22 protein-coding genes and 1 pseudogene are annotated in these 24996 nt (G+C 40.4%); 14 read left to right on the top strand and 9 right to left on the bottom strand.

Annotated features, from left to right (window positions below):
- Window positions 1-9: 9 nt before the first annotated feature.
- Window positions 10-1221 carry a M56 family metallopeptidase gene (locus QL989_RS11810; RefSeq protein WP_290170610.1) on the top strand — a complete coding sequence of 404 codons (1212 nt, stop codon included), beginning with the start codon at window positions 10-12 and terminating at the stop codon, window positions 1219-1221.
- A gap of 75 nt (window positions 1222-1296) precedes the next feature.
- Here QL989_RS11810 and QL989_RS11815 read toward each other — a convergent pair whose 3' ends face one another.
- Complete coding sequence (locus tag QL989_RS11815; RefSeq protein ID WP_290170611.1) at window positions 1297-1680, bottom strand: MAPEG family protein; 384 nt, start codon at window positions 1678-1680, stop codon at window positions 1297-1299.
- A gap of 242 nt (window positions 1681-1922) precedes the next feature.
- Between QL989_RS11815 and QL989_RS11820 the strand changes: the two are divergent.
- A pseudogene (locus QL989_RS11820) lies at window positions 1923-2803 on the top strand (DMT family transporter).
- A gap of 38 nt (window positions 2804-2841) precedes the next feature.
- Here the strand turns inward: QL989_RS11820 and QL989_RS11825 are convergent.
- From QL989_RS11825 to QL989_RS11840, 4 genes are all read right to left on the bottom strand, one after another.
- A complete protein-coding gene (locus QL989_RS11825; RefSeq protein ID WP_010392612.1) occupies window positions 2842-3159 on the bottom strand; it encodes a multidrug efflux SMR transporter in 318 nt (105 codons plus the stop codon).
- Complete coding sequence (locus tag QL989_RS11830; protein ID WP_010392609.1) at window positions 3159-4691, bottom strand: bifunctional GNAT family N-acetyltransferase/carbon-nitrogen hydrolase family protein; 1533 nt, start codon at window positions 4689-4691, stop codon at window positions 3159-3161. The genes QL989_RS11825 and QL989_RS11830 overlap by 1 nt, the downstream gene beginning before the upstream one ends.
- 88 nt (window positions 4692-4779) lie before the next feature.
- A complete protein-coding gene (locus tag QL989_RS11835) occupies window positions 4780-5628 on the bottom strand; it encodes an MBL fold metallo-hydrolase (protein WP_198522070.1) in 849 nt (282 codons plus the stop codon).
- Between the two features lie 75 nt (window positions 5629-5703).
- Entirely contained in the window at window positions 5704-7992 is a 2289-nt protein-coding gene (locus tag QL989_RS11840) for a penicillin acylase family protein (RefSeq protein WP_290170612.1), read from the bottom strand.
- 156 nt (window positions 7993-8148) lie between these two features.
- On the opposite strand from QL989_RS11840, the gene ycaO reads away from it, so the two are divergent.
- The 7 genes from ycaO (at window position 8149) to folX (ending at window position 16735) form a co-directional block, all read left to right on the top strand.
- Window positions 8149-9909, top strand: coding sequence for a 30S ribosomal protein S12 methylthiotransferase accessory factor YcaO (ycaO, locus tag QL989_RS11845; RefSeq protein ID WP_290170613.1), 1761 nt, complete (start codon window positions 8149-8151; stop codon window positions 9907-9909).
- Between the two features lie 117 nt (window positions 9910-10026).
- The gene (locus tag QL989_RS11850; RefSeq protein ID WP_290170614.1) at window positions 10027-13365 is read left to right on the top strand and encodes an ATP-binding protein; all 3339 of its coding nucleotides are present in this window, start codon (window positions 10027-10029) and stop codon (window positions 13363-13365) included.
- A gap of 41 nt (window positions 13366-13406) precedes the next feature.
- Entirely contained in the window at window positions 13407-14039 is a 633-nt protein-coding gene (locus tag QL989_RS11855) for a YceH family protein (RefSeq protein WP_290170615.1), read from the top strand.
- 73 nt (window positions 14040-14112) lie between these two features.
- Complete coding sequence (nadE, locus tag QL989_RS11860) at window positions 14113-14949, top strand: ammonia-dependent NAD(+) synthetase (protein WP_138605451.1); 837 nt, start codon at window positions 14113-14115, stop codon at window positions 14947-14949.
- 127 nt (window positions 14950-15076) lie between these two features.
- Window positions 15077-15796, top strand: a complete 720-nt coding sequence (gene folM / locus QL989_RS11865) for a dihydromonapterin reductase (RefSeq protein WP_290170616.1) — start codon at window positions 15077-15079, stop codon at window positions 15794-15796.
- A 24-nt stretch (window positions 15797-15820) separates the two neighbouring features.
- Window positions 15821-16375, top strand: a complete 555-nt coding sequence (folE, locus tag QL989_RS11870; protein ID WP_008108996.1) for a GTP cyclohydrolase I FolE — start codon at window positions 15821-15823, stop codon at window positions 16373-16375.
- 3 nt (window positions 16376-16378) lie between these two features.
- Window positions 16379-16735 carry a dihydroneopterin triphosphate 2'-epimerase gene (gene folX / locus QL989_RS11875; protein WP_054202892.1) on the top strand — a complete coding sequence of 119 codons (357 nt, stop codon included), beginning with the start codon at window positions 16379-16381 and terminating at the stop codon, window positions 16733-16735.
- Here folX and QL989_RS11880 read toward each other — a convergent pair.
- Entirely contained in the window at window positions 16712-17152 is a 441-nt protein-coding gene (locus QL989_RS11880; RefSeq protein WP_290170617.1) for a YqaA family protein, read from the bottom strand. The genes folX and QL989_RS11880 overlap by 24 nt on opposite strands.
- Before the next feature lie 75 nt (window positions 17153-17227).
- Complete coding sequence (locus tag QL989_RS11885; RefSeq protein WP_010392586.1) at window positions 17228-17593, bottom strand: DUF4870 domain-containing protein; 366 nt, start codon at window positions 17591-17593, stop codon at window positions 17228-17230.
- A 182-nt stretch (window positions 17594-17775) separates the two neighbouring features.
- Between QL989_RS11885 and QL989_RS11890 the strand changes: the two genes are divergently transcribed.
- From QL989_RS11890 to QL989_RS11905, 4 genes are all read left to right on the top strand, one after another.
- A complete protein-coding gene (locus tag QL989_RS11890; protein ID WP_290170618.1) occupies window positions 17776-18477 on the top strand; it encodes a spondin domain-containing protein in 702 nt (233 codons plus the stop codon).
- Between the two features lie 10 nt (window positions 18478-18487).
- A complete protein-coding gene (locus QL989_RS11895; protein ID WP_290170619.1) occupies window positions 18488-19210 on the top strand; it encodes a spondin domain-containing protein in 723 nt (240 codons plus the stop codon).
- A gap of 88 nt (window positions 19211-19298) precedes the next feature.
- Window positions 19299-20024, top strand: a complete 726-nt coding sequence (locus tag QL989_RS11900; RefSeq protein ID WP_138605474.1) for a response regulator transcription factor — start codon at window positions 19299-19301, stop codon at window positions 20022-20024.
- A 10-nt stretch (window positions 20025-20034) separates the two neighbouring features.
- On the top strand, window positions 20035-21522 hold the full coding sequence (locus QL989_RS11905; protein ID WP_290170620.1) for a HAMP domain-containing sensor histidine kinase: 1488 nt from the start codon (window positions 20035-20037) through the stop codon (window positions 21520-21522).
- A gap of 37 nt (window positions 21523-21559) precedes the next feature.
- Here QL989_RS11905 and QL989_RS11910 read toward each other — a convergent pair whose 3' ends face one another.
- Complete coding sequence (locus QL989_RS11910; RefSeq protein ID WP_290170621.1) at window positions 21560-23731, bottom strand: S9 family peptidase; 2172 nt, start codon at window positions 23729-23731, stop codon at window positions 21560-21562.
- Between the two features lie 191 nt (window positions 23732-23922).
- On the opposite strand from QL989_RS11910, the gene QL989_RS11915 reads away from it, so the two are divergent.
- On the top strand, window positions 23923-24393 hold the full coding sequence (locus QL989_RS11915; RefSeq protein ID WP_178954493.1) for a DUF2721 domain-containing protein: 471 nt from the start codon (window positions 23923-23925) through the stop codon (window positions 24391-24393).
- Between the two features lie 58 nt (window positions 24394-24451).
- Here the strand turns inward: QL989_RS11915 and QL989_RS11920 are convergent, their stop codons facing one another.
- Window positions 24452-24985, bottom strand: a complete 534-nt coding sequence (locus QL989_RS11920; protein WP_290170622.1) for a hypothetical protein — start codon at window positions 24983-24985, stop codon at window positions 24452-24454.
- Window positions 24986-24996: the final 11 nt, after the last annotated feature.

Consider the following 24996-nt stretch of genomic DNA (forward strand, 5'->3'; position numbering starts at 1 on the left):
GGGATTCTCATGGTTATTCAAACAAGCTTTAATTGGCTAATAGAGCAACAGCTATTATTGAGTCTGTTGTTTGCAGGATTTGTTTTACTTGAGCGCTTTGGCTTAAAAGCAATTGGTTCGCAGCTTATTTATAAATTAGTGTGGTTAATACCAGCCTCGCTGCTTATCGCTAATTTACCCAATGCAATTAGGCCATTACAAAACAGTCCTATTAGTCATTATATCATTACTCCTAATCAACCATTAATAAGCACTATTAGTATTAACTGGGCGCTATTTTATGTAGTTATTACGGCACTGCTTTTATTCGCCACTTGGATTATTCATCGCCGATTTGTAAGCAACCTACAGCTTTGTGAAGTAACAAATTTACAAGCAGAAATAAGCTCAGGGGTAAAAACCTTTACTAGCCATCAAGTTGCAACACCTATGGTAATTGGGGTACTAAATAGCAAGCTAGTTTTACCACACAACTACAATACTCTGTTTGATAAAGCTACATTGGCGCTTATTTTAGAGCACGAAAATGTGCATATAAAACGCAAAGATAACCTAACAAATGCGCTGCTATTACTGGCTACAATTTTAATGTGGTTTAACCCTTTAGCTTGGATGGCATACGCAAGCTGTAGACGTTTGCAGGAGCTAACTTGTGATGAACGGGTACTAAGTAATAAAACCACACAGCAACAAATTTTATACAGCAAAGCCTTAGTAAACTGCGCTGCCAATGCGCCAGCGGGTCTGATGGCTTATTCACACTACGGAGATAAAAAAACCATGTTACAACGACTTACTAATATCAAACATAACGGCGCACATTCGCGCCTAGCAAAAGGAAGCGCGTTACTTATAGCAGCAAGCTTGCTCAGTGGCTTAGCAATTGCAAAACAACCACAGGTTGAGGCAACTAAAACAGAGCATATTTCACCTGTAATTCGCATTGAGCCGCTTTATCCAGCCCAAGCAGCTAAGCAAGGCATTAGTGGATCTGTGGTGTTAAAATACGATATTACTGCCAATGGTAAAACAAAAAATATTAATGTACTTCAGTCACAGCCTTCAGATGTTTTTGATAAATCAGCTAAAGAAGCCTTGTCAAAGTGGGAGTATAAAACGTCAAAAGCAGGCTTTAACGATGTACTCGTACAGCTAGATTTTGCCATAAACAGCGAAGTTACAAATACCGATTTGATAGAGCGAATTAAAGTATCGCATTAGTGCTATTGAGTTATTTAAGACTATAAAGCAAGCACCCTTTTAGGCTGCTTGCTTTGTGGTTTTTACTTATTCACGTTACAAACTGACAGCGATCATGCCAATAGCGGTTCCTATTCCCACCAGCCAAGTGAACGATCTAATAATATCGAGGTTTAAGTAATAAAAAACACAAAATAAAATACGCGCTACAATATGCGTCATCGCTAAAGTTTCGGTTACGGCATTAACATTATTGGTGCCTAACACCACGGCCAAAGCAACGGCAAATACCGCTAGCGACTCAAAACAGTTTTGATGTGCGGCCAACGCCCTTGCTCCGAGCCCTGTAAGCTGTTTTTGTTGCTGGCGCGGATGTTTATTATCGTAACCACCGAGCTTATTCATTTCTATAATAGCTGGGATCCTTGCAACATAAGGCATGATCACTGCAATTAAGGCGCAAACCAATAAAGTCGTCATTATCATTCTCAAGTTATTATTTCTAACTCAAAATAACACAGCAAATAGAAAAAAGCCGCCAAATATAAACAACCTGAGTTCTGGCGGCTAGCAGTAACATCCCAGACACTATAGCCGATTTAAGCAGTGCGTCACTGTGGCAAATTGTCGCAGGTGATGAATATTCATTATGCCTTTTTGATGGTCGCTTTCATGTCACAGTACTGCTAAATTACTCCTCCGCTTATTGTATGTTGTTTAAGATGATTTGGATTTTACTGACTATTTTTGCTGCATTTATGCAGTCATGGCGCAATGCTCTGCAAAGTAAATTAAGCACTCATGTGAGCATTGCTGGCGTTACATTAGCCCGCTTTATTATGGCAAGCCCTATTGCTGGGCTGTATTTATATGCGCTTTATTATTACCAAGATGCTCCCTTTCCTTCATTCAACCCTTTATTTATTAGCTACATTATTGGTGCCAGCATAGTGCAAATTATTGCCACGGGACTCATGGTTAAATTATTTAAAATGAATAATTTTGCTGTAGGCGCTGGGCTAGCTAAAAGTGAAGCGCTTATGGCGGCCATACTCGGGTTGCTGTTTTTTGGCTCAACGCTTTCATTACTTGGTTGGTTTGGCGTGTTTATTGGTGCAATTGCGGTATTGCTATTAAGTGGTATCGCCAATGTGAAACACTTTAGCTTAAAAACAGCATTAACAGGGCTTGCCTGCGGTACCGCCTTTGCGTTGTCATCGTCATGGATCAGAGAAGCCAGTTTAAGCTCAGGTATAGCTTTTCCGTATGCGCCTGCATGGGTTTTATTGCTTGTTATTAGTTTACAAACACTAATGTTGTGTATTTATATTGCCTTAAAGGAACGCGATACATTTAAAACTATGTTTCAGCATAAGGGCATGACTTGTACGGTGAGTATATTTAGTTGCTTGGGATCAATAGGTTGGTTTAGCGCAATGAGCTTGCAACATGTTGCCTATGTAAAAACGCTCGGCCAGATAGAAGTATTTTTACGATGTTGATTGCTGTTTTATGGTTAAAACAACCGCTAAAACGCCAAGACAGCGCTGGGCTATTATTGATTGCAGTAGCTGCGATATTGGTAATGCTGCCGAGCAGCTAAAAAAGCGCAGGTATCAACCTGCGCTTGTTTTTTAATAACTAATGACTAATTTTTAGGGTGATCACACCACAAATAATCATTAACACACCAGCAATACGACCAAACGTGGCGGCATCACCGTAAAATAATATACCCACTAAAAACGTACCAGCAGCACCAATACCCGTCCATACTGCGTACGACGTGCCCATAGATATTTGCTTTTGCGCCAACCACAACATAAAGCCGCTCGCGACCATAAACGCAATGGCAATCGCGATGCCCTGCCAACGAGTTTCAGGGGTTTGAGAAATTTTTAACCCTATAGGCCAGCCAATCTCAAGTAACCCAGCAATAATTAAATACATCCACGCCATTAAATATCTCTCTTTTTCAATATCACTTCATACAAATCGTGACGGCGGTCTTTTAAGTTACGCACTGTCCCTTCACTGTGAAGAATTTTTAACTTATCCATATCTAAGTCGCTAAATAATAACATTTCTGTATTGGTGGTGGCTTCATTTAGTGTGGCATCGTGCGGAAATGAAAAGTCCGATGGGGTTAGTACCGCCGACTGCGAAAACTGCACATCTAAGCTTTCTACTTCAGGTAAGTTACCCACAGAGCCTGCAATAACCACATAACATTCGTTTTCAATGGCACGTGCTTGGGCACAATGGCGTACACGCAAGTAACTGTTTTTAGTGTCAGTCCAAAATGGCACAAATAAAATATCCAAACCTTGGGTGGCCAAAATACGTGACAACTCAGGAAATTCGACATCGTAACAAATTTGAATACCTACACGGCCTGCATCTGTATCGAATACAGCAATTTTATCACCGCCTTGGATCACCCAATCATTTTGTTCATGCGGGGTAATATGAATTTTACGTTGCTCGTCTATTTTACCGCTGCGATGGCATAAATAACTAACGTTATATATTTTATCGTCTTCGGCAAGCGGCATTGAGCCGGTAATAATGTTGGCGTTGTATTCTATCGCCATACGCGACATGGCGTTTTTAAAGGTCTCTGTGTATTCGGCTAAATACCGAATTGCCTCGGTTTGATTACTTTGCTCGGTTAATCCCATCAGTGGCGCATTAAAAAACTCAGGGAATAAAATAAAATCGCTTTTGTAATCAGATACCGTATCAACAAAGTATTCAACTTGCTTAAGCATTTCTTCAACCGATTCAACACAGCGCATTTGCCATTGCACAGCTCCTACGCGCACGATTGATTTAGTTGACTCAATAACGGTGTCGGTTGGCTCATACATAATGTTATTCCACTCAAGTAATGTGGCATAACCGACCGACTCCTGATCTTCAGGTAAGTATTTTTTCAATAATCGTTTAACCTGAAAGTCATTGGCTAATTGAAAACTGAGTATGGGGTCATACAGCTCTTTTTGATCGACCTTAGCAATGTATTCCATCGGGGTCATTTCACTGCTGTGATTGTAATAACGCGGAATACGCCCACCCGCCAAAATAGCGCGTAAGTTATACTGACGGCACAATTCTTTTCGCGCATCATATAAACGGCGCCCTAAACGCATGCCTCGGTATTGCTCACTAATAGCAACATCCAAACCGTATAAAGCATCCCCTGTGGTGTCGCTAAATACGCGGTCGTGGCCGTCGGCAATATCTTCATAGGTATGCGGGTTTGAAAAACGCGCATAATCTACCTGTACACTCAGCGCTAAACCCACCAGCACGCCATCATCCACAATACCTATTTGCCCTTCAGGGAATTGATCGATGAGTCTAAAAATAGTATGGCTTGGCCATGCGCCGCCTAGGTCGGGGTAAGCTTCGTCCATCAAGGTTTTAATTTGTGGGTATTGTTCTCGGGTTAAGTTACAAATTTCAAGATGGGTTTTTTCTGCCGACATACGCAACTCCTTGGGGCATGTAAGAATTAAAAAAGCTGAACACATGCTCAGCTTTATTAGGTTTATGCGTTTTTATTCGCGCTGTGCGCTACTTTAAACTGCGATAAAAAAGTGTGGTTACGCGCTCTTTAGGTAACCAATTTGCATATTCAAGACCAAGTTCTGACAATGGGTCTGCTTTAAGTACCTGCTCTAAACTGGCGTCATTTTGCATTGCTTTTAGCATAACATCTTTCGCTTGTTGCAACAGCTTACGATACGTGATCAGTCCTGAACGGTCACTTAGCGGGCCATGACCAGGAATAACTTGGGTTTTATCATCAATCTGATTAATCACATCATCAACCGCCGCTAAAACACCATCAACGCTACCCCCACTGTCTACATCAACAAACGGCAGGCTACCAAAGTTAAAATAAATGTCTCCCATGTGCACAATATTATCATTATTGAAAAAAATCACCGCATCGCCATCGGTGTGAGCATGTTGATAATGCACAACATGCGCTTGCTCATTATTAAAGTGCAGTGTTAAATCATCACCAAAACTAATTCGTGGTAGGTAATCAGACCCTTCGCCATGTTTTTCTTTTAGGCGTTTATGTACATTATTGTGGGCAATAACATGGGCTCCGGCTTTAGCAAAGTTTTCGTTACCACCGGTGTGATCGCCATGATGATGAGTGTTAATTACAAACTCTGCACTGCCTGGCTTTAAGTCGCTAATGGTTTTTTTAATATCGGCTGAGAGTTTGGCAAACTGATCATCAATGATATATATGCCATCATCCCCAACGCTGGCTGCAATGTTGCCACCTTGTCCGTATAGAACGTACACATGCTCGCTAAGCTGCTTAGCTGTAACTGGGTTGTCATCCGCCGCCGCGTAGTTGCTTAGTAGTAAAGTCGTTATTAATGCCGGTAGTAATTTTTTCATTGTTGTAACCCTATAATTAATAATCATGGTTATAAAACGTGATAGCAACTTATTTAGCTCACTCTGCATCCAAAGCTAGTCGTTGATAGGCACTATTTCAATTTGATGCATGAATGTTTGCGGTAACAATGGGGTGTGCTTTCCTTCTACATATTCATCAAAACCGGCTCGATAAAACTCAGAAAGCGGGTGCCCTGATTGCCCTCCAGGCACTGTTAAAATGGCACTTTCTAAATGTCCAGGTTGGGCAATAAATCGCTGCGATGCGCCAAAACTGGTTTTTTGTACGGCAGGCATATAGCTATCACCAAACCCTGGAGCGGTAGGCATATTTAGTAGCTTACTCAATAGAGGTATTTGTTTAGCAAATGGGTGTTCAATCGCTAATTCGTTTACTTTACCCCATTGCCAGTTTTGAATGTTATTACCAAACTTTGTTGTTAACTGTGCGATAGTTTGCTCAAAGGCTGCCTGTAATTGCTGCTCCCAATTAGTAAATTGCGGGTTAACCCAACTTGCTGGCTGCGCTTTTATTAATTGCCAAACAGCGGGCTCTAAATCGCGCTTTACATAACTCAATGTACCATCCTGCTTATTGAGACTCGCTTCAATACTACTAAATAAAATATTTATTAGTTCATCACGATACGTCTTAACTAAGGTATAACCAACGGAGGTTGGGCAGGCGCATTGCTGCCAGTTATCCAGTGCATTGATATAATCTGCATAGTGTTCTGGCTGCTGTTTTAACTGCTCAAGTAATAAGCCATGCCAAGGAGTTAAAAAGCGCGCTTGATTGTCTAACTGTAATTGATAAAAGTCACCTTCGTTAAACTGCTGTTTTTCAAACAACCGATCGCGAATTTGCATCGCACGAGCACCTAAGGCATAGCCGCCATTACCAAAACGCGCATTATCCTCAGCCGAGACCACTCGCGAATTCCCTGTCCATAAGCGCCCACTCTCAGGGTTTTTAACAAACGGGCGAATAACTTCATTTTGCTGCCAAGTTGCTGAATATTCATTTTCATTAATGGCAAATTCACTAGGTGCTGTTCGCGCAGGAATACCGCCCATGTGTTTCCAAGCTGCACTGCCTTGACTATCTACCACCATTAAGTTTTGTACCGGAATACCCACGTTACTTGCAATATTAAGGGCATCATCCACTGTTTCAGCCTGCTCAAGCTGCAACAATTGCATATCAACGGCATACGGCTGATGCGCTGCCCAACTTAAGGCATAAGGCTGATTGTTAATGTATTTAACAGGGCCATACTCACTTAGCGTTAAAGGATAGATTTCATCGTTGCCATTATCCAAGGTAATCACTTCATTTACTTGCCATGTTTTACTGCTATCAGTTAATGCAATCCAGTCGGCTGTATCTATATAGCCATTAGTAAATCCCCATGCAATTTTATTATTACTGCCAACCACAATGGCAGGCGCCCCTGGTAACGAAACACCGGTTACCTGATAAGCTTGATTGTTATGAGTGTAATTAAGCTGCGCTCGATACCAAATAACCGGCACCGCCATTGATAAGTGCATATCATCTGAAAGCATCGCAGCTTGCGTATTAGTTAAATCTGCGGTCACTGCCCAGTTATTACTGCCTACTTCTAAATTAGCAGTAATGCTTTTAATCGCCGCTAATGGCTGCGTTGGTAACTGAGGTATAGTTTGAGAATAAGGTGTTAAAATACTGCCATCTAATGCTGCTTGGTATTGGCTTGGTTGGGTTAAAAATTCAACCATTTTTGCACCGTATTGCTGCTGTATTTGAATTAAAGCTTGGTCGCGCTCAAAGGTAGCGGTTTGTAAATCTAAATACATGCTAAAAATAACTAACAGACTATCTTCGCTTTGCCATGGTTGTTGCTCAGCTCCTGTAAGTAGGTATTCAAAACTTGGGTACCCTACTTGCGCAAGTCCTTCGTTTACCCCTTGTGCATAGCTTTTTAGTAGTTGCTTATCGGCTTGGGGGAGAGTTTTTAAAATCGCTTGGCTGCGTTTACGTAATTGATGAAAGCGCATTTTTTTATCAAGAGCGAGCGCGGCTTTACCAAATAGCTCACTGAGCTCACCTGCGGCATTACGTCTAAGTAAATCCATTTGAAAAAAGCGATCTTGCCCGTGGGCATAACCCAAGCCATAAGCAGCATCATGGCGAGTAGCTGCAGTAATAACAGCTTGGCCAAGCGTATCTCGAGCAACTTTAACTGGCTGCGTTACCGCATCGCTTCGGCCTTTACCATCAAGGGTAGGTAAACTTAGAGTCAACACGCCGTATACAATGGCGGTCCCCCCAAGCGCTAAAACCACAACAATTAATAGCAACCGTTTGATTACTTTAAACATAAACATACCCTTCAACTTTTTCAATAAACTATTATTAGCATATATTCATAATCGTTCTATTAAAAACGCTACGAAAAGCGGGTAAAGGGTGAAATAAACATCAAAATCCACGATAATACACAGTTCATGTATTGTGCAGACCTAGTTGAGATCAAAATGACTGAAAAAACATTTATTAAAGGTAAAGACCGCGATTTAGAATCGTCTATCTCTACCATGCAAAACAAGCTAAAAGCGCTAAATATTAATATTGAAGAAGCGCTATGGCTTAACCCTGTAGCAAACTGTTATTCAGTTCATATAAAAGATAGCGACTGTGGTGTGATGTTTACTAACGGTAAAGGTGCTACTGATAAAGCCTCTATCGCTTCTGCGCTAGGTGAATATTTTGAGCGTTTAAGCTGTAACTATTTTTTTGCTGATTTTTACTTAGGTGAAGAATTTGCCAATGGTGACTTTACTCATTACCCGAACGAAAAGTGGTTTAAAGTAGCAGAAGATGAAGTACCACAAGGGATTATGGATGAAAGCTTATGGGATTACTTCGACCCTGAGCGTGAATTAACTGCCTCACACCTTTATGACTTTAATTCTGGTAATTTTGAGCGTGGTATTTGTACTGTGCCTTATACCCGCCAGCGCGACGGCCAAGATATTTATATTCCGGTGAACGTGATTGGTAATATTTTTGTTTCTAATGGTATGAGTGCTGGTAATACTAAATTTGAAGCCCGTGTACAGGGGTTATCTGAGGTATTTGAACGCGCCATTAAAAATCGCATTATTGCTGAAGGTATTAGCTTACCAATCGTGCCTGAAGATGTGGTAAAACAATACCCTAAAATTCATGAAGCCTGTGAAGAGTTGCGTAGCCATGGCTTCCACTTACGTATTGCAGATGCCTCACTTGGCGGTAAATACCCTGTAATGAGTGTTACGCTAATCAACCCAGTAGATGGCTCTGTATTTGCCTCTTTTGGTGCTCATCCTTCATTTGAAGTGGCACTTGAACGTACGGTAACTGAGCTACTGCAAGGTCGTCGCCTAGATCAACTAGACGTATTTCAACCTGCCACTTTTGACAACGACGAAGTAGCCACACCTGAAAACATTGAACTGCACTTTATTGATTCAAGCGGTTTAATTTCTCATGACTTTTTCCGTTCTGAAGCAGACTTTGAATTTGTACATTGGGACTTTAGTGGTTCAACTGAGCAAGAATATAACTTCTGTACTGATTTAATTCACAGCATGGGCCATGATATCTACATCATGGATTACACCCACTTAAATGTGTATGCATGTCGTATTTTAGTGCCTGGTATGTCTGATATTTATCCGGTAGATGAGCTTATTTGGCGTAATAACAACGAAGGCGCTAAATTCCGCGAAACTTTCTTATCACTTGATCAATATGACACTGAGCAACTGATGGAAATTTACGAAAACCTAGAAGAAGCTGGTCATAGCGATATTATTCGCGCTGCTGAATTCATTGGCTTAGCAACCGATGCCGATACGCCTTGGCATACTCTACGTATTGGTGAACTGAAAGCACACTTATGCTTAGCCGCAGGCAGCGAAGAAGCGATTGATTGGGTTGACTGGATTTTACATACCGGCCAAGTTAATGAAGACGCGATGCGTCATTTCCGTTGTTTAAAAGCTATTTTAGAAATTAAATACGATGACGAACGTGAATATACAAGCTACCAAGACGCCTTAGGACTGATGTTTGGCGCTAATAATGTAACCCTTGCAATTGAGATTGCAGAAGGTCGTACACGCTTTAACGGCTTAACTTTCCCAGGTTTATCGCTTGAAGGCTTTAAAAAGCACGCCGCATTATTGGATGGCTACCGCAAGTTACATGTTGCGAAACAGCATCATTGGGCACGCGAAGTTAGTGATTCATAATATCTAAACGTGTTTATAGTTAAAAAGAAAATGGCGCATATTTAACTGCGCCATTTTTGTTTCTAGTGTTAGTTAGCTATAGTTAAGCTTTCTATATTAACAATTTAATTACACCTTATGTGGCAACAGCGCAAAAGTAAACGCACATCCATTTATAATTTTAAGCTTACCTTTTTATTTGCAATCACTTTAATTGCAATAACAAGCTTAGTGCTTGAACGGCTTAATTATAATCGGGCAAAAGATGCTTACCGTTTACAAGTACTTTCTCAAGTAAGTACCTACAGAGCTCAGCTTGAAGCTATTTTGGTATCTAATATTCAGTTAATACGAGGCTTGGCTGTAGCCGTTGCTGCCGAGCCTAATTTAAGCCAAACACGTTTTGGGCAAATTGCCGCTCCACTGTTTAATACCTCGAACGAACTACGTAATATTGGTGCTGCACCTAATATGGTCATTACAATGACCTACCCGCTTAAAGGGAATGAAAAAGCCATTGGACTCAATTTTTTAGAAAATAAAGCGCAACGCGATGATGCTATTAAAGCACGCGACACTAATACTATTGTAATGGCTGGACCGCTCACGTTAGTTCAAGGCAGTGAAGCTTTGATTGCACGAGTGCCAGTTTATTTACCTGAAGACCACTCTTTTTGGGGGCTGCTTTCTGTGGTACTCGATATAGAAAAAGTCTATAACAACGCTGGAATTTTCGAATTACAAAAAAAATACACCGTTGCTATTCAAGGACGCAATGGCTTAGGTAAACAAGGTGAGTTTTTCTTTGGTGACCCTGAAATTACCAGCCAAAACCCGCTTGAGTTTAACCTAAACTTTCAAGGCGGAGCTTGGCAGCTCTATGTAGTGCCAAAAACAGGCTGGCAACCGGCATCGTCGTCTATCTGGCCGTTACGTATCGTTATTATTGTTATTTTGAGTTTGCTTATTTTTGCGTTTTTATTGTTTTTAAAAATGCTCAATAGAGAACACGAAAACGAAAAAATGCTCGAGGTAATGAGTAACCTAGCGCAAGTGGGCGCATGGTCATTTAATTTAGAAAAAAAGCAGGTATTTTGGTCAGACATGACCAAAAAGATATTTGAATACCCTTTAGATGAGCAACCTAAATGGTCATCCGATTTATATTACTTTAAAGAGGGTAAAAGCAGAGATAAGGCGGCTGAACTAATTTCCAGGGCGGTTAAATATGGTGAAAGCTACGAGGCCGAACTGGAAGTTATTAATGCCAACGGCGAAGTGATTTGGGCACTCATACATGGTGAAGCCGAGCATAAAAATGGGCGTTGTAACAGAATATTCGGCTCACTACAAAATATTGATGCCCGTAAAAAGGTAGCAATAGAAGATCAAAAAATAGCTCGTTTTAATGAAACCTTAGCGTCGTTAACTATTAGCGACCACATATTAAAAGGTAAATTAAGCGAATCAAAAGAGCTTATTACTCGTGCGGTGTGTCGTGCACTTAAAGTGAATACAGTAAGCATTCGCTTGTTTGATAAATACAAAACTCAACTTAGTCCCATTGCGAGTTATAGCCAAAATAACAGTGATAATAATACGCCTTGGCGCCAGCACGACATCCCTGACTTTTTTACCACCCTAGAAAACAAAGCCGTTTTTAGCGCTCAAGACGCACAGCAACAAGCTTGTCTCGCACCCATAGCAAAAAGCTACCTCGAGCCATCACCTATTAAAGCAATGTTATGTGTTATGATCCCCGCAGGCAGCGGCTCTATTGGTGTTGTATGCGCAGAGCAAGCAACGGTTAGATCATGGACGCAAAACGAAGAAGGTTTTTTAATTGCTATCGGCGCGCTAATAGGAAGTCTTCACTCTAGTGAACAACGCATAGAAACCGAAGCTGAACTAGTCATGGCAAAAGAAGCCGCTGAACAGGCGGTGATCGCTAAAAGTGAATTTTTAGCTAGCATGAGTCATGAAATTCGCACCCCGATGAATGGAGTGTTAGGTATGCTTAATATCATTCAGGCGACCTCACTTGATCAGCAACAACGTCATCATATAAAGCTTGCCCAATCGTCAGCAGAGTCTTTATTAGGGATTATTAATGATATTTTAGACTTTTCTAAAATAGAGGCTGGTAAGTTAGACATAGAAAGCATTCAATTTAATCTACCACAATTACTAGGCGAGATTATTGAGTCGTTTGCGCTCAAGGCCGAAAGCAATAACACCCAATTAATTTTAGATTCTACGCATGTAAGCACCAGTGAGATTGTGTGTGATCCAAATAGATTACGACAAATTTTAAATAACTTGATTGCCAATGCCGTAAAATTTACTCAAAACGGACAAGTACTGGTAACCGCTACCATTGAAAAAACTCTCGATGATACGACTTTAGAATGTGCGATTATTGATACCGGCATTGGTATTAGTTTAGAGAAGCAAAAACAGTTATTTGATTCTTTTACTCAAGCTGATGCATCAACAACCCGCCAATATGGCGGTACAGGTTTAGGGTTGGCAATAGTTAAGCAGCTGTGCGAACTCATGGGAGGCGAGGTAAGTGTAAATAGCTCACCTAATGAAGGCAGTACCTTTACTTTTTCAGTCAGCATTACCTCAGTGATAGACCAAGCATTTGATTTAGATTGTCAACATATACAAGCAAAGCGAATACTCATTGTTGATAATAGCGAGATGAATGCCACCATCATCGAGAAGCAATTAATGCTATGGGGCGCAGATGTCAGTGCAGTATGTGATTATGAAGAGGTTGAAACTTATATAAGTAATCATCAACAAACGCCACCGGATGTAGCAATTATTGACACAAGCTTTTTGGAGCCTGTAGCACACCCTTTGGCTGAAAAGTTGAAACATTTTTTAGTGAAAAGCCATATTTTGATTATGGCCCCAATGAGCTATTCAAAAAGCAATTTATTTTATGGAAACAATGAAGCAGCCTTAATTTTTAAACCTCTCACTGCTATTGATTTATATAACACGCTGGTAAAAAGTACATTGGCAGCACAACCTAAAGAGTTAGCGCTGCCTCCAGCGATTAATAAACAAAAAAAAGCGAAAGGCCATGTGTTGCTTGTAGAAGATAACAAAGTAAACCAAGTGGTTGCATGTGCATTATTAAAACAAGCTGAGCTTACCTTTGATATTGCAGAAGATGGCAAAGACGCCCTAACCAAATTAAACCGAGCAACCGCAAACACTTATCAACTTATTTTAATGGATTGCCAAATGCCTATTATGGATGGATACCAAGCTACCATGGCTATTAGAGAGGGCCTTGCGGGTCAAGAGAATCAAACCATCCCCATTATTGCACTAACGGCTAATGCAATGCGCGGAGATAAAGACAAATGTTTAAATGCCGGTATGAACGACTATTTAAGTAAACCTCTCGATGGCCCTGCTATGCATGCTAAATTGCAACAATGGCTTAGCGCTAAATAACAGTGTAAGCTTAAAATAGAATCGATGAAGTAAGGGATATTATGCAGTTATCAGTTGAACAACAAAGAGTTATTGGCTGTTTATTGGAAAAGCAAACAACAACGCCTGAACATTACCCACTATCATTAAATGCCTTAACGAATGCTTGTAATCAAAAATCAAATCGCGCTCCTGTGCTCGAATTAAGCCAACAGCAAGTTCAGGCTACCATTGCCGAATTAATCGACTTACGCTTGGTAACAGAAGATGAAGGTCTCAGTGGACGTGTATCTAAATACGACCATCGCTTTTGTAATACACAATTTAGTCACTTACAATTTAACGCACAACAACGCGCCATTGTATGTTTATTATTATTGCGGGGAGCTCAAACACCCGGTGAATTAAAAACCCGTTGTGCTCGCTTAGCTGACTTTACCAATGTTGACGACGTTGAAACATCGCTTGAACAATTGATTGAAAATGGCCATGTTAAAAAGCTGCCCCGTGAGCCTGGTAAGCGTGATAGCCGTTATATCCACTTATTTACAGCACCTTCTGCAGAAAACGATGAGCCAACAGCAACACAAACCATTACAGACGAGTTAAAAAACCAAGAGCTCAATGAGATACTCGCTGAAATTAACGAGCTAAAAGCTCAACTTAAACAAATAAAAGAGTATATAGGACTTTAATTGTGTAATTTGAAATCACATAATAGCTATTCTTTTTTGAGCATTAAAACTTTTTAACTTTAAGGAGCGGGCCATGCGCGCCGAAATTATGGCTGAAATGAAGGTTCAGCCTAGTATTGATGTTAACGCTGAAATTAAACGCCGAGTAAATTTTATTAAAGCACGTTTAAAAGCTGCATACTCAACTTCACTGGTACTAGGTATTAGTGGCGGTGTAGACTCATCAACCTGTGGCCGATTATGCCAACTTGCTGTTAATGAGCTTAATCAAGAACACCAAGATACACAGTATCAATTTATTGCGGTGCGCTTACCGTATGGAGTGCAAGCAGATGAAAGCGAAGCACAAATGGCGGTTGATTTTATTAAGCCCAGCACCCGTATGACCGTTAATATTCAGCCTGCAACCGACGCACTGCACGAGCAAACAATGGCAACTTTAGCTGGTAATAATCAGCCATTGCCAACACAAGAAAAAATAGACTTTATTAAAGGCAATGTGAAAGCACGCCAACGCATGGTTGCACAATATGAAATTGCTGGGTTTTGCCAAGGGCTCGTTGTAGGTACCGACCATAGCGCCGAAAACATTACCGGTTTTTATACTAAGTTTGGCGATGGCGCCTGCGACTTAGCCCCTTTGTTTGGTCTATCTAAACGTCAGGTTAGAGCATTGGCAACAGCATTAGGTGCACCTGCTTTGTTAGTTGAAAAAGCACCTACTGCGGATTTAGAAAGTGATAGACCAGGTTTGACTGACGAGGAAGCATTAGGCTTAAGCTATGAAGAAATTGATGACTTTTTAGAAGGTAAACCAGTCTCCGAGCATGTGGAACAAACACTGATTGCAATTTACCAACGCACGCAACATAAGCGCCAGCCTATTCCAACAATATACGATGCTTTTTAAATCAATATTATAAGTGTGATTTAACTGATCGAGCCGCTTATATTTTACGTAAAAAATGGCGTAAAAATAAGTGGCTTAAATTTTAACGGTTAACCTTAACGCTTGCCAACAGAGAGTTTTATATTTTATGACCCCCCCTATTTTGATTACTGGTGCAGGACAACGTATTGGACTTGCGCTTGCACAGCATTTTATAGCCCAAGGGCAAGCGGTCATTATTACTTATCGTACCCGCCATAAAGCGGTAGATTTGCTAGAACAACAAGGGGCCACTTGTCTTTATGCTGACTTTAGTTCTGATGAGGGTATTAATACTTTTATTACATTACTTAAAGCACAGACTGACTCACTAAGCGCGATAATTCATAATGCATCAAGCTGGGACTGTGAAGCTAACAACCCTCAGTTTGAGCAGCTGTTTGACAATATGATGCGCATTCATGCAAAAACACCGTACTTGGTAAACTTACGCTGTGCAGATTTACTATTAAATTATCAGGCGTCTCACGCTAAGCCCGCTGACATTATTCATCTAACTGATTACGTAGTGGAAACTGGCAGCCCAAAACACTTAGCCTATGCGGCCAGCAAAGCCGCCTTGGATAACTTAACCAAATCATTTAGTGCTAAATATGCACCGAAGATTAAAGTGAATTCAGTCGCACCATCATTAATTATTTTTAATCAACATGATGATGAGCAGTATCGCGCTAAAACTTTAAAAAAATCATTAATGGGTATCGAACCTGGATGCCAAGAAATTATCAATAGCATCGACCTACTACTAAACAGCCACTACATCACAGGCCGTGCTTTACCTGTTGATGGTGGTCGCCATCTTAAGTAAGTCATCTAAATAAACGAGAAACTTATGCATAACGAATTAAAAGAAAGCTATCAAAAAATTATAACCGCAGTCGGTGAAGATGCAGAACGTGAAGGGTTGCTCGATACTCCAAAACGCGCTGCAAAAGCGATGGAGTACCTAACTCAAGGTTACCGCCAAACGCTTAACGAAATCACTAACAATGCAGTATTTACCTCAGATGCTGACGATATGGTGTTGATACAAGATATAGAGCTTTACTCTATGTGTGAGCATCACTTATTACCGTTTATTGGCCGCTGTCACATTGCTTATATCCCTGATGGCAAAGTGTTAGGTTTGTCTAAGTTTGCACGTATTGTGGATATGTTCTCTCGCCGTTTTCAAATTCAAGAACAGCTAACCCATCAAATTGCCAAAGCGGTTGAGGAAGTAACCGGTGCCAAAGGTGTAGGCGTCATTGTTGAGGCAAAGCACATGTGTATGATGATGCGTGGTGTAGAAAAGCAAAACTCAAGCATGCGTACTTCGGTAATGCTAGGAAACTTTAGAGCCGATCCGAAAACACGTAACGAGTTTTTACAGCTGATCAAAGGATAATCTATGGCTAACGCAATAATTAATGTAACTAATTTACGGCTACGCACGTTCATTGGCTTTAATCCAGATGAACGTGAAAAAAAACAAGATGTAGTCATTAATTTAGAAATTCATTATCCGGCTGATCAAGCTTGTGAAACTGATGAAGTAGAACAAGCACTTAACTACAAGGTAATTACTAAAGAAGTAATTACCTTAGTTGAACAGGGTCACTTTTTATTGTTAGAAAAATTAGTTGCTGAAATTCTTGCTGTTTGCCACTCGCACCCAAGTGTGAATTACGCCAAAGCCCGAGTGGATAAACCTCATGCGCTGCGCTTTGCAGACTCTGTGTCGCTAACTCTCGACTGGCACAAATAATCCAACGGCAAGGGCTATTACAGCTAAATAACGTAGCCCTTTGCCGAGTGTTACTAGCACTAAAAACATACTAAAGCGCACTTTAAACACGCCGCCAATAACAGTTAGTGGATCGCCAACAATAGGTAACCACGCAAACAGTAAGCTATATATCCCATATTTATTAAACTGCTTTTGCGCTTTTTTAAGCCCTTTTTCAGAAACTGGAAACCATTTTTTATCTTTAAAGCGTAATGCTTGTGTTCCAAGCCAATAATTAACACAACTGCCTAATACATTGCCTAAGGTTGCTGCAAACCAAATTAGCCATAAGTTAGTATTACCTTGCATTATCATCCCACCCATCAATACTTCAGACGAGCTGGGTAATAACGTAGCCGATATAAATGCCGTAAAAAATAATGTTATATAGAGCATTTTTCCCTTATGACTAAAAACTAAACCCAGCCATTAAGCTGGGTTTGAACGACTTTTTAACTTAAATCAAAACGCTTATTTAATTAAATTTAAGCTAAGGGGATAATTAAACTCTTTGCCATCGTTGGCTTTTACGCTTGCGATAACCACCATCACAAATGAAAAGATAGCGACCATAGGTAACAGTAGTAAACCAACAGCTGCAAAAATTAGTAAAAAACATACAAAATAAGCTATAGCCATAGTAATTTGAAAGTTAAGCGCTTTTTTACCATGTATATCAACTATAGGCATTTCATCTTTTTTAATTAGCCAAATAATAAGGGGGCCTAACACCGAGCCGAATGGCACAATAAACCCAGCTAATGCACTTAAATGACATAGCATTGCCCAAGTTCGGTCATCTTTATTAACGACTTTAATTTCTTGATTTTGTTCCATAGCACAATCCTTTAATTTTTAAAATCCGGTTTAATTATACACAGGTATATAACACCACTTATCTATTTATTTGTAAAAAATCACAACCTAAATTTCTGTGATAAAAAAGTGATAAGTTTGTGAGAGTTTCTGGAGACGATTGTTCAATACTTATCTCGAATCATCACATACAGGAAATAAAAATGAAAGCTTCAACATTTACACTTGCAACTCTTTTAGCAGTAGCTAGCCAGTCAGCCATAGCTGCAGAGTTAGACCTAGCAATAACCAACCTAACACAAGGCATTCACTTTACCCCACTGCTAGTTACAGCACACGACAGCGAAGATAAGCTTTTTGAAGTTGCAACTGAAGCTTCTACTGCATTACAAACAATGGCTGAAGGTGGCAACATTGCAGAACTAAAGGCACAAGCTACTGCAGCAGGTAGCGACATGGCTGCAAACCCAGCAGGAGGCTTATTAGCGCCATCATCATCGACCATGGCCACACTAATGACAACCGATGGTAATGACTACCTCTCAGTAACCGCTATGTTACTGCCTACAAACGATGGCTTTGTTGGCCTGGATAGCTGGAAAATCCCAACCGAAGCAGGCACTTATACTGTTTACTTAAATGCATATGATGCAGGCACTGAGCACAATAATGAACTCATTGTCGATGGCTCAGGTGCACCGGGTACGCCAGGTATTCCTGCAGCCCCAGGTGGCGACGCGGGCACAGACGGCGCTGGCTTAACAAGTACCGATAGCAATATTAACGTACATATTCATCCAGGCACGTTAGGTGACGACGATTTAACCGCTGGTAATAGCGATTTAAGTAATACGGTTCACAGATGGTTAAACCCAGTGGCTAAGCTAACCGTTACGGTTAAGTAGGAGCGTTATCATGGCATCTTTAAATAACTTTAAAAAAAGCATCGTGGTTGTTGCACTTGCAGCCTCACTTGCAGCCTGCGGCGATAACGACAGAAACGAACCTGTTCAGGTTGTCACACCGCCAACTCCTGAGCCTGTAAGCTATACATTTGATGTTACCGTCAGCAATTTAACCGCGGGGCAGCCACTATCGCCTATTGCTGTTATTGCACATACTGAAGGCACTCTTTGGCAAATTGGCAATGCGGCCTCAATTGCATTAGAAGCAATAGCTGAAGGAGGCGATAACAGCCAACTGCTTGCATTAGAAAACGCTATAGCCAACGCATCAAGCGAAGGTCCTGTTGGACCTGGTGCTAATACCACGATTACATTAACCACAGACTCACTTGAGGCACTTAAGTTGTCGCTTGCCACTATGATGGTGAATACAAATGATGGGTTTACCGGTCTTAGTGCTTTAGATGTATCTTCATTAGCAGTCGGCGACTCTTTAACTCGCACTACCGTTGCTTATGATGCAGGTACTGAAGCAAATACAGAAGCAGCTGGTACGATACCCGGTCCTGCTGATGGCGGAGAAGGTTTTAATGAAGCCCGTGATGATGTTAATTTTGTAGCAAGACACCCAGGTGTAGTTACAAATGAAGATGGTTTGTCTGGCTCAGTGCTTAGCCCTGAACATAAATTTGATAACCCATTAGCAAAAGTGGTTATTACCCGCACTCAGTAATTCGTTTATCAATATCAACCTCGATATACCAGCTTTTAATGGGGAAGTTGGGGAGCACGGAAGCCCCCCTTTTTTACGAGGATAAATGATGCGCCATGAAAAGTTACTCATAGTTGAAGACGACAGAGAAATTGGTAAATTAATTACCACACAGCTTACATCGCTAAATTTACATGTGGATCATGTTGTAAGTGCTGAACTGGCTTTGAAAAAAATAGCCAAACAATCTTACGGGCTTATTTTACTGGATATAAACCTTCCGCAAATGGATGGATTGAGTTTATGTCGTAAAATAAAAGAACACTATCCAACTATCTCAGTGATTTTACTAACAGCACTAAGTAGCGATATGGACAGAGTTATTGGCCTAGAAATGGGCGCCGACGATTATATTTGTAAACCCTTTTTTGCACGTGAACTACAAGCCAGAGTAAAAACCCAACTGCGACACAGAGCACAATTGCTCGCGAGCCAAAATACTAACCAGAATACGATTAAGGGCGAAACAACGCTTCATGTTGGCTCGCTACACATTGAATTTGACTCTCATCAAGTGTACTTAGCTGAACAGGCAATTAACCTAACCGCCACCGAATTTGATTTGCTTGTGTACTTTGCACGTCACCCAAATCATGTCTTTAGCCGCCAACAACTGCTCGATAAAGTATGGGGATACCAACACAGCGGCTACGAACATACGGTTAATTCGCATATTAACCGCTTGCGCGCAAAGCTCGAATTACATCAACCAACTCCCATTATAGAAACCGTTTGGGGTGTGGGATACAAACTCAACCCAAACCAACTTAATTAAGATTTTTATTATGAAACTTTCTTTGTACCAAAAATTAGCAGTGTCGTTAGCCGTTATTTTTTGTTTTATTTGTGCGCTAGTTTATAGCTGGAGTAAACAATTAGAACTCAACTCCAAACACCATGGCGAACAAAACTTACATTTAGCACTGGCTGAACATTTAGTACAAGATAATCCATTAATAAAAGAAGGCGTATACGATTACGAAGCCCTTGAAAACCTGTTTCATACTCTAATGCTGTTAGGCCCTGCCTTTGAATTTTACTTTGTAGACCAGCGCGGAAAAATATTGACTTACTCCGCAGAACCCGGAAAAGTAAAGCGCTCACACGTTAATTTAGAGCCGCTAAAAAAGCTGATTGACCACCCAAACACAACACCTATTTATGGTGATAACCCACGAGACCCACAGCAACAAAAAATATTTTCTGTGGCGCCTGTATTTAACAACAATGCATTACAAGGGTATTTATATATAATTATTGGTGGTGAGGCATACGACACCTCACTCAATAATATAAAAAGTAACGACTCGTTATTAGTGGCTGCTATGTGGCTTGGCTCAACACTCGTTTTTTTATTTATTGCGATGCTTATTTTACTGCGATTTTTCACAAGCCCTATTCAACGTCTTGCAAAAGATGTGAGCAATATTGAGGCTGCTAACTATAGCCTAACCGATACAAAACTAAGTCACTATTCAAATCAAAAAAGCAACGAAGTCCACAGCCTAGGTCGAAGTATTCAAGCGATGATAACGCGTATAAACGAGCAATTTAAAGCACTTGAGCAAGTTGATAAACAACGTAAAGAGCTGCTTACTCACCTCTCCCATGATCTGCGAACACCACTAGCCTCTCTACAAGGTTTTTTAGAAGTGTTAAATCAGTCAAGTGACAAACTAAGTAAACAAGAACAGCAAGAATACTTGCAAGTCTCATTAAATAACTGTGGACAGCTAAAGCAACTTATAGAGCAAATTTTTGAACTTGCTCACTTAGAAAATGGTCAAATAAACATTAATAAAGAAACATTTAACCTAGGAGAGCTAATTTACGATTGTATTGCTAAGTTTAGTATTGTTGCGCAACAAAAAGGCATTAATTTATCGGTTGAGCCAAAAATTTGTGACTTCCCTGTCATCGCCGACATAGCCAAACTTGAGCGCGTTTTAAGTAACTTAATCGATAATGCAATTAGGCATACTCCCCTTGGTGGCAGTATTGAGGTTAGCGTAAGACGAAGTAACCACTATCAATTATTTGTGCAAGTTTCGGATACCGGAGTTGGTATTAAACATGATGAGTTACAAGCTATTTTTGATCCCCACTACCAAGCTAGTAATTCTAATAAAGCGGGCCGTCAACAAGGTGGGTTAGGGCTTGCTATTTGTCGTGGACTATTAAAGCTTATGGACAGTGAAATAAATGTTCAAAGTGAGATAGGCAAAGGCACTATTTTTAGCTTTAATTTGCCACAAAAAAAAGGCGTAACTTAACGTTACGCCTTGGCTCATTACTTAGTTGAATTTGGGGTTATTTTTTTATACCGGCTAAATCAAGCATAAATTCATAATTTAATGCTGCATCTTCTAAGCGCTTAAAACGACCAGACGCACCTCCGTGCCCTGCTTCCATATCAATTTTAAACAGTAGCTTGTTATCATCTGTTTTGTAATCTCGCAGCTTAGCTACCCACTTAGCTGGCTCAAAATATTGCACCTGTGAGTCGTGCAAACCTGTTGTTACTAACATATTAGGGTAGTCTTGTTTACTAACTTGATCGTATGGTGAATACGACAACATATAATCGTAATATTCTTTCTCGTTAGGGTTACCCCACTCACCATACTCGTTAGTTGTAAGCGGAATAGTCTCATCAAGCATAGTAGTAACCACATCAACAAATGGAACCGCAGCCACCATACCTTTATATAGCTCAGGCGCTTGGTTTGCCACTGCGCCCATTAATAAACCACCAGCACTGCCACCTTGGGCAAAAATTTGCTCTTTATCGCCATACCCTTGAGCTACCAATGACTTAGTAACATCTACAAAGTCGTTAAACGTGTTCTTTTTAGTGAGTAATTTACCCGCTTCGTACCACGGGCGCCCTAACATTTGCGAACCACGTACGTGGGCAATTGCAAATACAAAACCACGGTCAAGCAACGTTAATCGTGCAGAAGAAAAACTAGGATCCATTGTTGCACCATACGAACCATAGCCGTATTGCAATAATGGGTTAGTGCCATCTTTTTTAAATAGCTCTTTTCGATACACCAAACTCACCGGTACTTTTACGCCATCGCGTGCTGTGACAAAAATACGCTCAGACGCGTAGTTTTCTGCGTTAAAGTCACCTAATACCGCTTGTTGCTTTAATAATGTTTTTTCGCCAGTGGCCAAATTGACATCATAAGATGAACCCGGTGTCGTCATACTGGTGTAATACACACGTAGCGTATCGCTGTTTAATTCGTTATTACCGTACGCATTAATCGTGTACGCACTGTCGTTAAAGCTTAGTGGTAACTCTTTGCCTGATGTTAAATTACGCGCAATCAGTGTTGATTGACCCATTTCACGTTGTTGATATACCAAGTAGTCATCAAATAACTCAACGCCTTCGAGTTTAATATCCTCGCGGGCAGGGATCACACTTTGCCAGTTTGCTTTATCACCGGCTTTATCAATATCAACTTTCATAAGCTGAAAGTTAACCGCATTTAAATTAGTCACAATGTAATAGGTATTGCCTGATTTGGAAATGCTGTATTCAAGGTTGGCTTCACGTTCAATTAAACGCTTTGGCTTAGCATTTACATCGTTTGCACTCAGTACTGACAAACCCGATGCATCAGTACTGCTATGCCAAATATAAATTTCTGAGCCGTCTTTGCTCTTGCTCATACCTGTGTAATAGCTCGTATCTTTTTCTTCGTATACAAGCTCATCATCGCTTTGTGATGTACCAAGCGTATGACGATAAACTTGATAACCGAGTAAGGTTTGCGCATCTTTTTTAATGTAATAAACAGTTTTATTATCGTTCGCCCACACAACATAACCACTAGTGCCTTCAAGCGTGTCTTCTAGTAATTTGCCCGTGTTTAAATCTTTAATTTTTATATTATAAACACGGCGACTCACCGTATCTTCACCATACGCCATTAAGTTATCATTTGGGCTTACATTTAGGACACTAACCGCAAAATAGTCATGGCCTTTAGCTAATTCATTTACGTCTAAAATAACTTCTTGATCGGTGCCTGCAAAATCACTACTGCGTAAGTAAGTAGCGTACTCGTTATCGCCGCGAGTTTGCGACGAGTAATAGTACTCTCCGTCTTTTACTGGAACAGAGTCATCATCTTTTTGAATTCGCCCTTTAAGCTCTTCAAATAAAGTACTTTGCAGTGTTTTAGTATGCGCAAGCATTGCATCTGTGTAAGCATTTTCAGCCTCAAGGTAACTAATCACTTTAGGAGCTTTACGCTCATCATCACGCATCCAGTAATAATCATCGATGCGAGTGTCGCCATGGATTGTCATTTCATATGGCACTTTCTTCGCAATCGGCGGCATGACTTCGGTTTGAGCAGCTACATTTTCAACCTTTGCTGATTGCTCAGCGTCAGGGGCTTTATTACACCCCCCTAAAATAGCTAAGGATATAAAAGTAAGAACAAATGGAGTGTGTTTCATTGATTAGAATCTCTGTAGTTTTTATTTTTGTTAAATATACCTAATATTTAATAGCACAGAGATTTAGTTTGTGAAGCTATGTAAAGAGGGAGCCTAGAAATTCTTTTTATATGTTTATGACTTCAGTTATCCTAACAATAACGAAGTAGCATTATATAGCCTCTTCACGCTGCTAATTCATAAGGACAAAAATGAACAACGACGTAATTAACATTTTAACTATGGCTAAGGTCATCCAAACAGCCGTTGCCCCTGTTTTTTTAATTACAGGTATTGCAGCAACACTCGGGGTTTTATCTAATCGCTTGGCACGCATTACTGACAGGGCCAGACAATTAGAACGAAAATTAAAAGTTAGTACTGATGAGGAATTTAACTTATCTTTAACCACAGAATTAAGAGCACTCCTAAAACGTTCCCGCTGTATTCACATTGCTTTTAGCCTCAGCGTACTAAGTGCATTATTAGTATGTGCCGTGGTCATGCTGTTATTTTTATCACACATACAATCGATTAATTTAGGCGTCACTATTGGTAGTTGTTTTGTTGGTGCAATGGCATTGCTAATATGTGCATTTATGTCATTACTTGGCGAGGTATTCTTGGCAACGCGTAGTATGCGCCGAGGGATGATATTTGCCGATATTGATATGAATGATTAACAAAAAGCCCCGTGTAACTTTAGTTACACGGGGCTTTTTATTATTGATTTAAAATAAATTATTGCACAGTGTAGATAGTTTCTAACACTTCAATTCTAGCCTCTTTTGAAAAACCAGATGCTTTAAGCTGCTCTGAAGCCGCTAAAATATCTTGTCCTTCATTTACAGCCATAACCGCAATCTTAGTGCCTGGAAAAACAGATACTACCTTTAAGCCCGTTGCTGATGCAACATCGCTTGCAGTTTTACCGTCTTTTAACAGAATAGTAATGTTTCCTGATAATGTGCTTAAGTTATTAGTCAGAATATTGCGAACTAAAGAGCCTTTAGTAACTAATTCTGAGTCAGTAGCAACATTAACAACTGACATATCGCCCTTCTTCATCACTACATGCTCTTCTGCTGCAACACTAGACGGCACTAAACGTAAGCCTTTCTCTACTTTATAAGAACCAAAGTCGGCTTTATCAAGCTTTAAGCTAGCAACCTGCTTTTTAGGTAACTCAAGTTCTTTATCAAAGCTAGTGTTAGCTGTTGCGCTTAATGAGATACACGCGGCAGCACTTAATACGATTAATTTATTAAATTTCATTTTTATAATCC

Origin of the sequence: Pseudoalteromonas sp. APC 3224 (genome assembly GCF_030407535.1) — a bacterium.
Taxonomy (GTDB): domain Bacteria; phylum Pseudomonadota; class Gammaproteobacteria; order Enterobacterales; family Alteromonadaceae; genus Pseudoalteromonas.